Annotated in this window: 13 protein-coding genes; 6 read left to right on the top strand and 7 right to left on the bottom strand. The window is 67.4% G+C overall.

Annotation, left to right across the window (positions count from 1 at the left end):
- The first annotated feature begins 3 nt into the window (after positions 1-3).
- The 5 genes from ACP15H_RS00730 (at position 4) to ACP15H_RS00710 (ending at position 3,641) form a co-directional block, all read left to right on the top strand.
- Positions 4-480 (top strand): FixH family protein, encoded by a 477-nt coding sequence (locus ACP15H_RS00730; RefSeq protein WP_425064313.1) that lies wholly within the window; start codon positions 4-6, stop codon positions 478-480.
- Entirely contained in the window at positions 477-2,852 is a 2,376-nt protein-coding gene (locus tag ACP15H_RS00725; RefSeq protein WP_425064312.1) for a copper-translocating P-type ATPase, read from the top strand. The genes ACP15H_RS00730 and ACP15H_RS00725 overlap by 4 nt, the downstream gene beginning before the upstream one ends.
- Positions 2,852-3,007, top strand: coding sequence for a cbb3-type cytochrome oxidase assembly protein CcoS (gene ccoS / locus ACP15H_RS00720; RefSeq protein WP_295137193.1), 156 nt, complete (start codon positions 2,852-2,854; stop codon positions 3,005-3,007). Before ACP15H_RS00725 ends, ccoS begins: the two co-directional genes overlap by 1 nt.
- Positions 3,007-3,198: a hypothetical protein gene (locus ACP15H_RS00715; RefSeq protein WP_425064311.1), complete on the top strand. Its 192-nt coding sequence runs from the start codon at positions 3,007-3,009 to the stop codon at positions 3,196-3,198. The genes ccoS and ACP15H_RS00715 overlap by 1 nt, the downstream gene beginning before the upstream one ends.
- A 71-nt stretch (positions 3,199-3,269) precedes the next feature.
- A complete protein-coding gene (locus tag ACP15H_RS00710) occupies positions 3,270-3,641 on the top strand; it encodes a hypothetical protein (protein ID WP_425064310.1) in 372 nt (123 codons plus the stop codon).
- A gap of 3 nt (positions 3,642-3,644) precedes the next feature.
- Here the strand turns inward: ACP15H_RS00710 and ACP15H_RS00705 are convergent, their stop codons facing one another.
- The gene (locus ACP15H_RS00705) at positions 3,645-4,358 is read right to left on the bottom strand and encodes an alpha/beta family hydrolase (RefSeq protein WP_425064309.1); all 714 of its coding nucleotides are present in this window, start codon (positions 4,356-4,358) and stop codon (positions 3,645-3,647) included.
- Positions 4,355-5,437: an LLM class flavin-dependent oxidoreductase gene (locus tag ACP15H_RS00700; RefSeq protein WP_425064308.1), complete on the bottom strand. Its 1,083-nt coding sequence runs from the start codon at positions 5,435-5,437 to the stop codon at positions 4,355-4,357. Before ACP15H_RS00700 ends, ACP15H_RS00705 begins: the two co-directional genes overlap by 4 nt.
- Before the next feature lie 220 nt (positions 5,438-5,657).
- On the opposite strand from ACP15H_RS00700, the gene ACP15H_RS00695 reads away from it, so the two are divergent.
- The gene (locus tag ACP15H_RS00695) at positions 5,658-6,641 is read left to right on the top strand and encodes a Bug family tripartite tricarboxylate transporter substrate binding protein (protein WP_425064307.1); all 984 of its coding nucleotides are present in this window, start codon (positions 5,658-5,660) and stop codon (positions 6,639-6,641) included.
- Here ACP15H_RS00695 and ACP15H_RS00690 read toward each other — a convergent pair.
- The 5 genes from ACP15H_RS00690 to htpG all read right to left on the bottom strand — a co-directional run bounded on the left by ACP15H_RS00690 (position 6,638) and on the right by htpG (position 13,819).
- Positions 6,638-8,503: a TRAP transporter large permease subunit gene (locus ACP15H_RS00690; protein ID WP_425064306.1), complete on the bottom strand. Its 1,866-nt coding sequence runs from the start codon at positions 8,501-8,503 to the stop codon at positions 6,638-6,640. The genes ACP15H_RS00695 and ACP15H_RS00690 overlap by 4 nt on opposite strands.
- Positions 8,504-8,572: 69 nt before the next feature.
- Complete coding sequence (locus ACP15H_RS00685) at positions 8,573-9,586, bottom strand: TRAP transporter substrate-binding protein (protein WP_425064305.1); 1,014 nt, start codon at positions 9,584-9,586, stop codon at positions 8,573-8,575.
- A gap of 123 nt (positions 9,587-9,709) precedes the next feature.
- Positions 9,710-10,795 (bottom strand): amidohydrolase family protein, encoded by a 1,086-nt coding sequence (locus tag ACP15H_RS00680; RefSeq protein ID WP_425064304.1) that lies wholly within the window; start codon positions 10,793-10,795, stop codon positions 9,710-9,712.
- A gap of 7 nt (positions 10,796-10,802) precedes the next feature.
- Positions 10,803-11,786, bottom strand: a complete 984-nt coding sequence (locus tag ACP15H_RS00675) for a Bug family tripartite tricarboxylate transporter substrate binding protein (protein WP_425064303.1) — start codon at positions 11,784-11,786, stop codon at positions 10,803-10,805.
- 125 nt (positions 11,787-11,911) lie between these two features.
- A complete protein-coding gene (htpG, locus tag ACP15H_RS00670; protein WP_425064302.1) occupies positions 11,912-13,819 on the bottom strand; it encodes a molecular chaperone HtpG in 1,908 nt (635 codons plus the stop codon).
- Between the last annotated feature and the right edge of the window lie 32 nt (positions 13,820-13,851).

Raw genomic sequence — 13,851 nt, 5'->3', positions numbered from 1 at the left:
ACCATGAACAGCACCGTTGTTGCGCGCAGCCGCCACATCCCCTGGCTCTTCGTCGCGGGGTTCGCGATCGTGTTCGCCGTCAACGCAACGATGATCACGATAGCGGTCGGCTCCTTCTCCGGCCTCTACACGCCGACGCCGCGCGACCGGGGCCTGCACTACAACGAGATCATCGCGGCGCAGCGGGCCCGGGATGCGCTCGGCTGGCGGGTCGAACCCACCTGGCGGCCCGACAGCGGAACGCTCGAGATCGGTGTGTTCGACCGCGCCGGCCAGCCGCTTGCCGGCGCGCAGGTCGCGGTAGCGCTGGTGCGGCCGGCTGAAAAGGGGGCGGTGCTGAGCGTCGAGATGGTGCCCGTGGATATCGGCCGTCATGCCGGCCACGTCACCCTGCCCGCGCGCGGCAACTGGGATGCCGACATCTCGGTCGAACAGGGCGGCCAGCGCTTTGCGCAGACGCGCCGGATGTTCCTCAGGTGACCGACGCGGTCCTCTTCGCCCCTGCCGTCGCCGCGCCCGCGGCGCTGCGAACCTGCGCGCATTGCGGCGAGACGCTGCGCGGCGCGCCGGACGCGCTTTTCTGTTGCCCGGGCTGCGCCAGCGCGCACGCCATCATCGGCGCCGCCGGGCTCGGCGCCTTCTACCGGCGCCTCGAACAGACGCGTGCCCATCGCCCCGAACCGCTCGACATCGACTTCGCCGCCTATGCCAGGCCCGACGGGCACGGCGGCGCTTCCCTCGAGCTGCTGGTGGATGGGCTCGACTGCGCCGCCTGCGTCTGGCTGATCGAGAGCCTGCTGGCGCGCAATCCCGCGGTCACGCGCGCGCGGGTGCATCTGTCGACACGCCGCCTTTCGCTGGCGTGGCAGGGACCGATCGACGACGCCAACGGGCATGCCGGGCTGGTCGCGGCCCTGGGCTTCCGGCTGGCCCCCTACGACACCATCGCGGCCGCGGCCGGCGACGATCGCGAAACCCGCGAGCTGCTGCGTGCCATGGCCGTGGCAGGCTTTGCGGCCGCCAACGTGATGCTGCTCTCGGTCGCCGTCTGGGCGGGCCATGACGGCTCGATGGGCAACGCCACGCGCACCCTGTTCCACTGGCTGTCGGCGGCCATCGCCCTGCCCGCGGTCGCCTATGCCGGCCGGCCGTTCTTCCGCTCGGCCCTCGGCGCGCTGCGGGCCGGGCGCACCAACATGGATGTGCCGATCTCGATCGGCGTGACGCTCGCCTGCATCGTCAGCCTGCACGAGGCCTGGGTCGGCGAGCAGCACGCCTACTTCGATTCGGCCATCACCCTGCTCTTCTTCCTGCTGATCGGGCGCTATCTCGACCGCCGCGCGCGCGGGCGCGCCCGGCAGGCGGTCCATGCGCTGCTGGCGCTCTCCAGCCGCAGCGCCACGGTGATCGGCGCCGACGGCAGCACGGCGTCGCGCCGCGTCGACAGTCTCGTCCCCGGCGACGTGCTGCTGGTCGCCGCCGGCGAGCGGCTGGGCGCCGACGGCATCGTGAGCGAGGGCCTTTCCACCCTCGACGCGTCGCTGGTGACCGGCGAGAGCCTGCCCCAGCCCGCCTTTCCCGGCGTGAAGGCCTTTGCCGGCACGATCAATCTCGGCGCGGTCCTGCGCGTGAAGGTCACGGCGGCCGGCGACAACACGCTGCTTTCGGAGATCGTGCGCCTGGTCGAAGCCGCCGAGCGCGGGCGTTCGCGATTCGTCGCGCTCGCCGATCGTGTCGCGCGCGCCTATGCGCCCGTGGTCCATCTGACGGCCCTGCTCACCTTCCTGGGCTGGATCCTTCTGGGCGGGCTCGCCTGGGATCGCGCGCTGCTGGTCGCCACCGCCGTGCTGATCATCACCTGCCCCTGCGCGCTGGCGCTGGCGGTGCCGGTCGTCCAGGTCGTTGCCAGCACGCGGCTCCTGCGATCGGGCATGCTGCTCCTGTCGCCGACGGCGCTGGAGCGCCTGGCGCAGGTCGACCACGTGGTCTTCGACAAGACCGGCACGCTCACGCTCGGCCGCCCCGAACTGGTGGCAGCGCCCGACGATCCCGAGACCCGGCGGCTGGCCGCCTCGCTCGCGCTCAACTCCCGCCATCCGCTGGCCCGTGCCCTCGTCCGCGCCCTCCCCGACGCGATACCGGCCGCCGGCGTCGTCGAACATCCCGGTGCGGGGCTCGAGTGCGAGGGCGGCGTGCGACTGGGGTCGGCGTCCTTTTGCGGCATCAACGATCCGCTGGACGACGGACGGTCGGAACTGTGGCTGTCGCGGCCGAACCAGGCGCCCGCGCGCTTTGCCTTCGCCGACCGGCTGCGGCCGGATGCGGCCACGACCATTGCCGCTCTGCGTCAAAGCGGGCTCACCGTCGAGGTCTTGTCCGGCGACCGGCAGGCCGCGGTCGCCGAGGCCGCCGCCGCGGCCGGCATCACCGAGTGGCGCTCCGGCGTCACGCCGGCGGAGAAGGCCCAGCGCCTCGCCGCGCTGGCAGCCGAAGGCAAACGCGTCCTGATGGTGGGCGACGGGTTGAACGACGCGCCGGCCCTCGCGGCCGCGCACGCCTCGATCTCGCCGACCACCGCTGCCGAGGCCACCCAGTCCGCCGCCGACGCCGTGTTCCAGGGCGACGCGCTCGGACCCGTCGCGGAGATCCTCCATGTGGCGCGCCGCGCCGACCGCCTGGTTCGCCAGAACCTCGCCCTGGCGCTCCTCTACAATCTCAGCGCCGTGCCGCTCGCAATCCTGGGTCACGTGACGCCCCTGATCGCGGCCGTGGCGATGTCCTCGTCTTCCCTGCTGGTGATCGGCAACGCTCTGCGCCTCGGCGCCGGCGGGCCCAAAGGCGGGAGGTCCTGATGGACAGTCTGCTCGTCCTGGTGCCGGCAGCCCTCATCCTCGGCCTGCTCGCCCTCGCGGCCTTCCTCTGGGCCCTGCGCAACGGCCAGTACGACGATCCCGATGGGGCCGCGGGCCGCATTCTTTTCGATGACGACGACACAAGGAGCAAATGATGTCCTACTGGATCATGGGAACCATGGCCGCCGTGATGGGCCTGCTCGGCCTCTTGATGGCGGGTGCCGCCAAGGACACCGGCATCCTCGCCTTCGGGCTCGGCCTCTCGCTGTTCGGCGTGCTGTTCTGCTGGTTCATGATCAAGACCAGCTTCGACGAGGCCGAACGGAACGCTGCAGACGGCAACTAACCGGGATTGATCTGGATCATGGGCGGCCGAATCCTGGCGGGCATAGTGCGCCATCGCCAAAGGAGAAAGTCATGCCGCTCAAGAAGATCGTCCTCGAACTGGCCCGGACGCCGGAATTTCCCAACGGCAGCTCGAACCATGGCTACGAATTCGTGGCGCCGCTCGATGCGCAGGGCCACCTGCAGCCGGACGGTTGGGCCAAGCACAAGGCCGCCTGCACCGTGCGCCGCTTCTGGGACGGTGCCGACGACGAGACCGGCCATCTGATTCATCGCCGCGACGGCAAGTGGGCCTTCTCCTACCAGCCGGGAGACGACGACGACGAGCCGATCTTCCGCTTCGATACCCACCGGTTCGTGGCCGGCGAATACGTCTCCGTCACCGAGCATGACGGGGTCCAGCGGCCGTTCAAGGTCGCGAAGGTCACGCCGAAGGTGGTGTGACCGTCACGCTCGACGCGCGCGTGGGCTCAGTCCCGAGTTCACGGCGCGTATCCAATCGGCCGAGGCTTCCGCTAGTTCGGCGAGAACCTCCTGATTGGTTCGGCCCGACCGCACCAGGACGGCAAAGGAATGGTCGGCCTGCGCCACCGGCCTGTAAGTCGCGCGCTTGCCCAGGCGCTTCATGACCTTCCGCAGCAGCGCCGGCTCGGCAAGCGCATCGCGCGTCCCCTGGAGGAACAACTGGGGTATGTGGATGTCGCGCAGGTGCGCCGCGCGCTCCACCGAGGGTTTCCCGGAGGGGTGCAGCGGAAACCCCAGGAATACCAGGCCCCTGACGCCCGGAAGGGGATCGAGTGCCTGGGCCTGTGACGTCATGCGACCGCCGAACGATTTGCCTCCCGCGAACAGCGGCAGTGCCGGCGCGAGCTTCGCTGCCTTCCGAACGGCCGCCCGTATCGCCGCATGGGCCGTGGCCGGCCGGTCCGGCCGCTTCGAGCCTGCCTCCATATAGGGAAACTGGAATCTGAGGGTACTGACCCCTCTTTCAGCCAGCAGTTCGGCCATGGACGTCATGAACGGATGCGACATGCCGGCCCCGGCCCCATGCGCAAGCACGATCAGGGCAATGGGACGGGCCGCTCTCTTGTAAAGGGCCGAAACGGTCGTCCCTGGCGCTACGCGCACACTGAGCCGTTTCGCTTTCTCGGAATGTTTCATTGGTCAGGAACACCGGCACCTGCCACACGCGGAATGACGTGCTCCGCGAAGCGGCGCATCTCCGCTTCGAACGGCTGGAACTGGAGCATGAAGGTTTCGATGCCCGCGCGGTTGAACTCTGCGATGCGCGATGCGACCGTATCGTAGCTGCCGACCAGGCCCGCGCCGGTGCCACCGTTGCTGCCGACGCGCGGGAACTTGGCGATCGTCCGGGCCATCACCGAATCGGGATCGGTGTTGGCCTTTTTCACTTCCTTCCAGGCCGCGTCTTTCTCGGCCAGCGCCGCAAGGTGGCGCAGGACGGCCTGGGCTTCCTCGTCGGTCTCGCGCGCTATGACGAAAGCCGAGAGGCCGAAGCGCAACGGTTGGGCGGCCCTCGGTCGGCGCGCCACATCGGCGATCAAGGCCTTCACATCGACCAATGGCTGCCCGTTGATGAACCAGACGTCGCCCTGATCCGCGACCAGCGCACGTGCCGGCTCGGACTCGCCACCGACATAGATTCGGGGCCGGGGCCGATGAACTCCCGCCGGCCGCAAGGCATAGCCGTCGAGACGGAACTGCTCGCCCTGGAAGGTCACGCTTTCGCCGCGCATCAGCGGCTCGACGACGCGCAGCCATTCATGGCCGTAGGCGTAACGGGCGTCGTGGGCCGGGAAGGCTATTCCCGCGCGTTCCAGTTCCAGCTTGTTCCACGCATTCACGACGTTGATCGCAAATCGGCCGCCGCTGATCTCCTCGATCTGCAGCGCCATCTTGGCAAGGACCGCGGGATGGTAGAGCAGCGGCTTGATGGCGGTGATGATCTCGATCCGGCTGGTCAATGCCGCCAGGGCGGCGGAGGCGGTCCAGGCCTCCAGTTGCGCAAGGTCGGGCTTGTGCGGGTTGATCGTGTGCTGGGCCACCAGCGTCGAATGGAAGCCCAGCCGTTCGGCCTCCAGAATCAGTTCGCGGTTGCGCTTCCAGGATGCGTCGTAGGGTTCGTCCGGATCCTGCAGCGCGGCACGGCTGCCATGGACGAGAGCCCAGATGCCGAAGCGTATGGGCGGAACAGTCATCTGAGGCGGGTCGATGGACATGGTCGATTATAGCACGGCCGTCGCTGCGCGCCGTCCGCACCCCGAAGGAGATTAATCTTTCATCGCAGGAGAGCGGAACGATGCGGCGATCTCCTCTTCGCGGAATCATCGATGCGAAGATTCGATGTATGAGCCCGGCACGCGCTGCCACGCTGGGCTCGCAATGACCGGCTCGGAGTCGTTCCGGACATTGCGAGTTCACCACGCGTAGGAGTTCAGTATGACGGGCAGCTCAGCAACACGGCGCCGCTTTCTCGGTGCCGGCGCCGCCGCAATCGCGACCGCGGCTTTACCGCTCCAGCTACGTGCCGAGGCCTATCCGGGACGCCCCATCTCCTACGTCGTTCCTTTCCCGCCGGGCGCCACCAACGACAGTTCCGGCCGCATCGTCGCCCGCAAGCTCGGCGAGAAACTCGGGCAGACGATCGTCGTCGACAACAAGTCGGGCGGCGGCGGATCGATCGGCGCCGAGTTCGTCGCCAGGTCGAAGCCGGACGGCCACACGCTGCTCAATGCGTCGACCGGCAACCTCACCGTCGCGCCGCAGCTGATGCGGACCGGATACGAGCCGTTCCGCGACTTCAAGCCGGTCGGCTATATCGGCGCGTCCCGCTCCGTGTTTGCGATCCACCCCTCCCTGCCCGTGAAGACGCTGCAGGAGCTGATCGCCTATGCCAGGGAAAACCCGGGAAAACTCAACTTCGGCTCGGCCGGCAACGGCTCCGGCGGACATCTCGCCGGGGAATATCTCAAGCTTCGCGCGAACATCGACATGGTGCACGTGCCCTATCGTGGCAGCGCGGCCGCCGCGAAGGATGCGACCGCCGGTCTCGTGCAGTTGATGATCGATCCGATCACGGCGCCGCTGGTCCGCTCGGGCCAATTGCGGGGCCTGGCGGTGTCCGGAAACGACCTGCGCGACGACCTGCCCGGCGTGCCGAGCATCGCCGACGCGGGCATTCCCGACTGGGAACTGAGCAGCGGCTTCGTCGCCGTCGCACCCGCCGCGACACCGGCGTCCGTCCTGGCGCGACTGAACGAGGTCTTCGCCGAAATCCTGTCGGATGCGCCCACCATCGCCTCGCTCAACGCGATCGGCTTGCGGCCGCTGGTGCTGACACCGGACGAAATCGTCGCGAGCCTGACGAAGGAAAGCGACACGAACCGGCGGATCATCCAGGCCGCGAACATCACCGCCGACTAGAGGAAGGCGACGGAGAGCCACGGCACGGCGGCGATGACGGCCAGGCCCGCCATCAGCGCCAGCAGGTACGACCAGATCGCCCCGATGGCCTCATCCGGCGAGACGTTGCCGATCCGGCACGCCAGATAAAAGCCGATGCCGATCGGCGGTGTCATCAGGCCGATGTTCATCGCGGTCACGATGGTCATCGCGTAGTGGATGTCGTTCAGGCCAAGGCTCTTGGCGATCGGGAACATCAGCGGAGCCATCAGCACGATCGCCGGCAGGCCCTCGAGGACGCAGCCGAGAATGAGGAACACGACGATGCTGAGGATCATGAAGACGATGGTCCCGCCCGGCATCGATGCCATGAACTGCGTGACGTCGCGCGCGATTCCCGCCTGCGTGATCGCCCAGGCCATGGCCGAGGCCGTCCCCAGGATCAGCAGGATCGAGCCGGTCAGCGCCGCCGTTTCCACCAGCATGGCGTAGGATTTCTTCAGGCTGATGCCGCCGTAGAGAACGACCCCGACGAAGGCCGCATACAGGACGGCGATGGTCGAGACCTCGGTGGCCGTCGCGACCCCGCCCGACACCGTGCTGCGGATCAGGAACGGCAGGACCAGCGCCGGAGCGGCGATCAGGGCGGTCCGGCCGATGATGCGCAGGCTCGGGCGCTGGACGCCCGACATGTCCTCGTGGCGCGCCTTCCAGCGGGCGAGGATGGCAAGGCCCAGCAGCAGGACCATCGCGATGGCAAAGCCGCTGGTGAACAAGGCGGCGATCGAAACACCCGCCACGGAGCCCAGGACGATCAGCACGATGCTGGGCGGTACCGTGTCTGCCATGGCCGCGCCGGTCGCCAGCAGGGCGATCATCTCGCGGGGCTTGTTGCCGCGGCGCTTCATCTCGGGAAACAGCGCCGGCGCGACGGTCGCCATGTCCGAGACCTTGGAGCCGGAGATGCCGGACACGACGAACAGCGAGCCCAGCAGCACATAGGACATGCCGGCGCGGATGTGACCCAGCCACGACGCGAGGAAATCGACGATGGCCTTGCCCATGCCGGTGGCGTCGAGGATGCAGCCCAGCAGGAGGAACACCGGCACCGACAGCAGGATGATGCTCGACATGCCCTCGTCCATGCGACCGATCACGACCGACAACGGCGCCGTGGTGCCGAAGGCCAGGTAGCTGATGGTGCCGATGGCGAAGCAGAAGGCGATCGGCACGCCACAGGCCAGGCTGACCGAGACGAAGAGGACGAGGAAGAGCAGCAGCTTGGAGTTCCCGGCCCTCACCAGTTGCGGCGAGAAATGCCAGAGCAGGCCGGCGATCGCGCCGACGACGACGAGCGCCACGAGCAACTGCGGCAAGGCCTGCGACCGCAACGCGTAGCGGATCACCAGGGCGAGCATCAGGACGATACCGAAGGGGATCGCCGCCACGCGGAAGCTGTTGGGGATGCCGAGCGCGGGCGTCGTGATGAACCACTCGTCCATCGTGTATTCGACCGCATGCGGCAGCAAGGCGACCAGGACGGTCGCCACCACGACGAGACCGAACGCATCGATGAAGGTGCGGCGGCGCTCGGAGAAGAGGTTCACGAACAGGGTCAGGCGCAGATGCTCATTGCGGTCGAGCGCCATCGCCGCCCCCAGCATCGCCACCCAGATGAAGCTGATCGAGCAGACCTCGTCGATCCACACGACCGGAAAATTGAACAGATAGCGCGAGGCGACGCCTGCCAGCAGGAGCAGCACGATGCCAAGCATGAGCATGGCCGCGATCGCATTGATGGGTTCGAGCCACTTCCAGCGACCGCCGCGGCTCGGGCTACCCAGCGCCTCGGACAGGGCAACTTCTTCAGCAGTCGCGCTCATGACGATTCTTCCGAACAGATCCGCAGAAAGAAGATACCCCGGCCTTTTTCAGGCCGGGGTGTGTCGCACTCAGCTCAGCTTGCCGGTGTACTTCTCGAGGATGGACCAGGCCTCGTCGCCGTACTTGCCCTTCCACTCGGCGTAGAAGCCGGCGGAGCGCAGCTTCTCGCGGAAAGCCTCCGGCTTCGGCTGGTTGATGACCATGCCCTTGTCGGTCAGTTCCTTCTGCAGGCCCGCATTGAGCTGGGCCACGTCCTCGCGCTCCTTCACGCCGGCGGCATTCACATGCTTGGCGACCACGGTCCTGAGGTTCTCCGGCAGCCGCTCCCAGGCCCGCCGGTTGGCCAGGAACCAGAAGCCATCCCACATGTGGTTGGTGAGCGAGCAGTACTTCTGGACCTCGTAGAGCTTTGCCGTCGCGATGATGGCCAGCGGATTTTCCTGCCCGTCCACGACCTTGGTCTGCAGCGCGGTGTAGACCTCGGAGAAGTTGATGCTGGCCGGCGCCGAGTCGAACGCCTTGTACATCGACGTCCAGAGCGGCGAGACCGGCACCCGGATCTTGAAGCCCTTGAGGTCCTCGGGGCCCTGGATCGGCTTGGTCGAGGACGTCGTCTGACGGAACCCGTTGTCCCAGATCTTCTCCATGGCGACGAGATTGGCCTTGGCGATCTGGTTGCGGACGTATTGGCCGAGCTCGCCGTCCATCGCCTTCCACACCGACGGATAGTCCGGGAAGGCGAAGCCGATGCCGTTGATCGAGGCCACCGGCACCAGCGTCGACAGGATCAGGCCGGACAGGGTGAAGAACTCGATGCCGCCCGAGCGCAGCTGGCTCAGCATGTCGGTATCCGAGCCGAGCTGGTTCGACGGGAAGATCTGGATCTCGACCCGGCCGTTGGTCTCGGTCTTGATCGCATCCGCCATCTCCTTGGCCCGCAGGTTCATCGGATGGGCGACCGGGAGATTGTTGGCGTACTTGTAAGTGAACTCCGCGCTCTGGGCGCGAGCGACCCAGGGAGCCGCGACGGCAATGCTGCCCAATGCGGACGCCCCGAGCAGCGTCCTGCGAGATACCTTCATGCTTTCCTCCGATCCATTCGATCTTGTCGGTTTGCCGACCGGGTTCATCCCCCTGCGGCAGGAGGCCGGCAAATACTATGAATTCCGTGCTGCTGACAGATCCCCGTCGCGAGGGCTGCGCCGCTATTTTGCCTGGAGATCGATCGCCAGCGCCGCCGGCAGGCGGTCGAGACCGTAGGTGCGCATCGCGGTGCCGCTGTAGAGCGCAGTCTTCTCGGCCGCGCCGGCGCTCGCCGTCAGACGCTTGAAGGCGTTCCACAGGACCGGATAGCTGCACTGGCCCTTGTCGACCGGGAAGTTGCTCTCGAACATGCAGCGCTCGACGCCGAACGCCTCGATGCAGGGCTCGATATAGGGCGCCCAGGTCTTCGCCAGCGCCTCCGAGCCCGGCGGCTTCGGCTTCTTGTGGAAGTCGAAGCCGTTCACGAACATGGTGAGACCGCCCAGCTTCACCCGCACGTTGGGCAGCGCCGCCAGCTCGAGCATGCGCTGCTTCCATTCGGGATAGACTTCCGCGTGCCTGCCGCGGAACGGACCGATGCCGAGCGGGCCGCCGACATGGTCGACGACGATCGTCAGCTCCGGCACGGCCTTGGCGAGCTTCACCACATGCGGGAGCTGTGTGTGATAGGCCCAGACATCGAGCGGCAGCCCCTGCTTGGCCAACCGCCGCGCGCCCTCGGCGAAGGACGGGTGTTCGAGCGGTCCCGGCGGCTTCATCACCAGATTCGACGTGACGTCCGGCGAGGCATGCCAGGCGGTACGGTTGCGGATGCCGCAGAAGCGGCCGCCGGCGATGGCGCGATGCTTATCGAGCAGAGGCTCGACGCGGTCGCCCAAGGTCAGATCGACCATGCCGATGATTCCGGCGCAGGCGCGCGTCGGCCCGTGACGGCCGCTCGCGCTCACCGCCGCAGCGCCGGTCACGAACTCGGTCTCGCCGAGCGACTGCTCGTCGGCCGGTCCCGAGGCGCGGTACATCTCCCCGCACTGCACGAAGATGGTCGCGCGGATGTCGTGACCGCTCGCCGTGTCGCCCAGCAACTGCGGCAGCAGGTAGGAATGCCCGCCGTCGCGTTCCCAGAGATGATGATGCGGATCGACGATCGGCAGGCCGGGCTCGAGGATCGGCTCCTCGGTCAGCCCGAGCCAGTCCTCGCGCACGATGATCTGGCGACCGTGTCCCAGCAGCGGATCGTCTTCAGCCATGCTTCACCTATTCGATGCGGATGTCGGCGCTCTTCACCATCTCGGCGAAGAAGGCGATCTGCTTCTCGCGGAACGCCGTGAACTCGACGACCGTGTTGGGCTGCGTCAGGGCCCCCAGTTCGGCCAGCCGCTTCGCCACGGTCTCCATCTTCATGACGGCGTTGACCTCGGCGTTGAGGCGCGTGATCAAAGCGGGATCGGTGCCGGCGGGCGCGAACATGCCGTTCCATTCCCAGGTCTCGAAACCAGGCAGCACCTCCGAGATCGCAGGGACGCCCGGCAGAACGTCGACCGGCTTGGGACCGGTGTGCGCCATGCAAGACACGTCCTTCGAGGTGAGCAGGGCCACCGTGCCCGGGACGTTGTTGAACAGGAGCGGGATGCGGCCGGCGAACAGGTCGTTCCGCACCGAGCCCATTTCCTTGTAGGGCACGTGATTGATCTTGATGCCGGCCTTCTGGTTCAGCAGCTCGAGCGACACATGCTGCACCGTGCCGATACCGGTCGAGGCGCAGTCGAGCGTGCCCGGCTTGCTCTTGGCCAGCGCGATCAGCTCAGGGATCGTCTTGGCCGGGAACTGTGCGTTGCGCACCAGCGTGACGGGAGTCTGCATCGTCTGGGCGACCGGCAGAAGGTCGCGCTGCGTGTCGTAGGGCAGCTTGCCCGCGAACAGCGACGGGTTAACCGACTGCGCCGTGGCATCGTAGAGGATCGTGTAGCCGTCGTTGGGCGCGCGGGCCACGATCTGGGCGGCGATGGTGCCTGCCGCTCCCGGCTTGTTGTCGACGGTGAAGCTCTGGCCGAGCTTCTCGCCCAGCGCCTGGCAATAGATGCGGCAGACGACGTCTGCGGTTCCGCCGGCACTGTAGGCGTTGACCACGCGTACCGGCTTGTTCGGCCAGGCCTGGGCACGGGCGATTGCCGGCGCCGCCAGTGTTCCGGCCGCGGCGCCCAGGAAAATGCGGCGCCGCATGGTCGCGTTCTTGGTCATCTGATTCCTCCGTCACAGTTCTTGTCGACTGTGACGGAAGACTTCGGACACGCCGCCTTGCCGGACAAGCGCAATCCGCACCAATCCACTGCACGCCGGAACGAAAAGTCTTATGCCGGCTCCTTCTAGGCCCCCGCGCCCAGAGCCCGCACGACATAGCCGTTCAGACGGCGTGCAAAGGCGGCCGGATCGGACGGGATTTCCCCGTCGAGGATGCAGGCCTGGTCGAGCAGCAGGTTCGCCAGATCGTCCACGTCCTGCGCCCGGTCTTCCTTCTTCGCCGTGCCCAGCGCCCTGACGATCGCATGCTTCATGTTGAGCTCGAGGATCGGCTTGCTGCCGCTGCCGCGATTCTGGCGTTCGAGCAGGCGCTCCAGTTCGCGATCCCGGCCCTGCGCGCTCGCCACCAGGCAGGAGGCGCTGTCGGTCAGGCGTGTCGAAGCCTTCACGTCCGCCACCTTGTCGCCGAGCACCTGCTTGGCGGCCTCGAGCACGGCCGTATCGTCCTCGACCGCCTCGGCGCCGGCGTCCTTGGCCTTCTCCTCGTCGACGAGCGGGATCAGGCCGAAATCGACCTCGCCCTGGCTCAGCGATTTCAGCGGCTTGCCCTCGAATTCCTGCGGCAGGGTCGTCCAGAAGGCGTCGACCGGATCGGTCAGCAGCAGCACCTCGACGCCGCGCGCCTTGGCCGCCTCGAGCTTGGGATTCGACTTCAGCCGGTCGAGGCTGTCGCCCACCAGATAATAGATCTCCGTCTGGTTGGGCTTCAGGTCGGCCACGTATTCCTTGATCGAGCGCGGCGTGTCGCCGGCCGTCGAGGCGAAACGCGCGAGGCCGAGCAACTGGGCGCGCCGCTCGTGGTCCTCGTAGAGTCCTTCCTTGAGGATCGGGCCGAAGGTCTCCCAGATCTTGCCGTAGGCCTCCGCATCCTTGGTGGCGGTGCTTTCCAGCTCCGACAGGACCCGGCCGACGAGACCCGAGCGGATCTGCCGGACCTGCGGGTTGTTCTGCAGCATCTCGCGCGACAGGTTGAGCGGCAGGTCCTCGCTGTCGACCACGCCACGCACGAAGCGCAGATAGGCCGGCAGCAGCTCGGCATCGTCGGTGATGTAGACGCGGCGGACGTAGAGCTTCACCCGCCCCTTGCGCGCGGGATCGGTGAGGTCGAACGGCGGCGTGCTGGGCACGAACAGCAGCACCGCATAGGACTGCCGCCCCTCGACCTTGTAGTGCAGGGTCAGCGCCGGCTCGTCGAACGCCATGGCAAGCGAGCGATAGGCCTGCGTGTAGTCCTCCGGCGTCACGTCGGACTTGGAGCGCTGCCACAGCGCGCTGGCGGCATTGACCTGCCGCGCTTCGCCCTTGTCGTCGATCAGCTCGATCGGGAACAGCACATGGTCGGAATAGGTCCGCACGATGCGCTCCAGCTCGTAGGGCTGGAGGTAGCGCGCCGCGTCTTCCTTGAGGTGCAGCACGATCTCCGTGCCGCGCGACACGCGCGCCGCCTGTTCCGGCGTGGCGGGCGCCACCTCGAAGCCCGCGCCGCTGGCGGAGGTCCAGGTCCAGGCCTCGGCCGAACCGGCGCGGCGGCTGGTCACCTCGATGCGGTCGGCCACCATGAAGGCGGCGTAGAAACCGACGCCGAACTGGCCGATCAGGCCCAACCCGTCCTTGGCGTCCTTCAGCCCCTTCAGGAAGGCCTTGGTGCCGGAGCGCGCCAGGGTGCCGAGATTGTCGATCAGCTCCTGTCGGTCCATGCCGATGCCGTTGTCGGCGATGGTCAGGGTCTTGGCGGCGGCATCCGGCTTGATGCGGATCGCCAGGCGCTCGTCCCCGGCCAGCAGCTCCGGCCGCGCGATGGCCTCGTAGCGGACCTTGTCGCAGGCGTCGGAAGCGTTCGACACCAGCTCGCGCAGGAAGACGTCGGTCTCGGAATAGACCGAGTGGATCATGAGGTTCAGCAGTTCGGCCACTTCGGCCTGGAACTGGTGCTTCTCCGGGCTGCCCTGGGCTGCCGAACCGTCGACGTTCATTGCGCTCGAATTCCTCGCGGTTGATTTTCCGG

Source organism: Reyranella sp. (genome assembly GCF_965249915.1).
Taxonomy (GTDB): domain Bacteria; phylum Pseudomonadota; class Alphaproteobacteria; order Reyranellales; family Reyranellaceae; genus Reyranella.
This window is presented reverse-complemented; position numbering and strand designations above follow the sequence as displayed.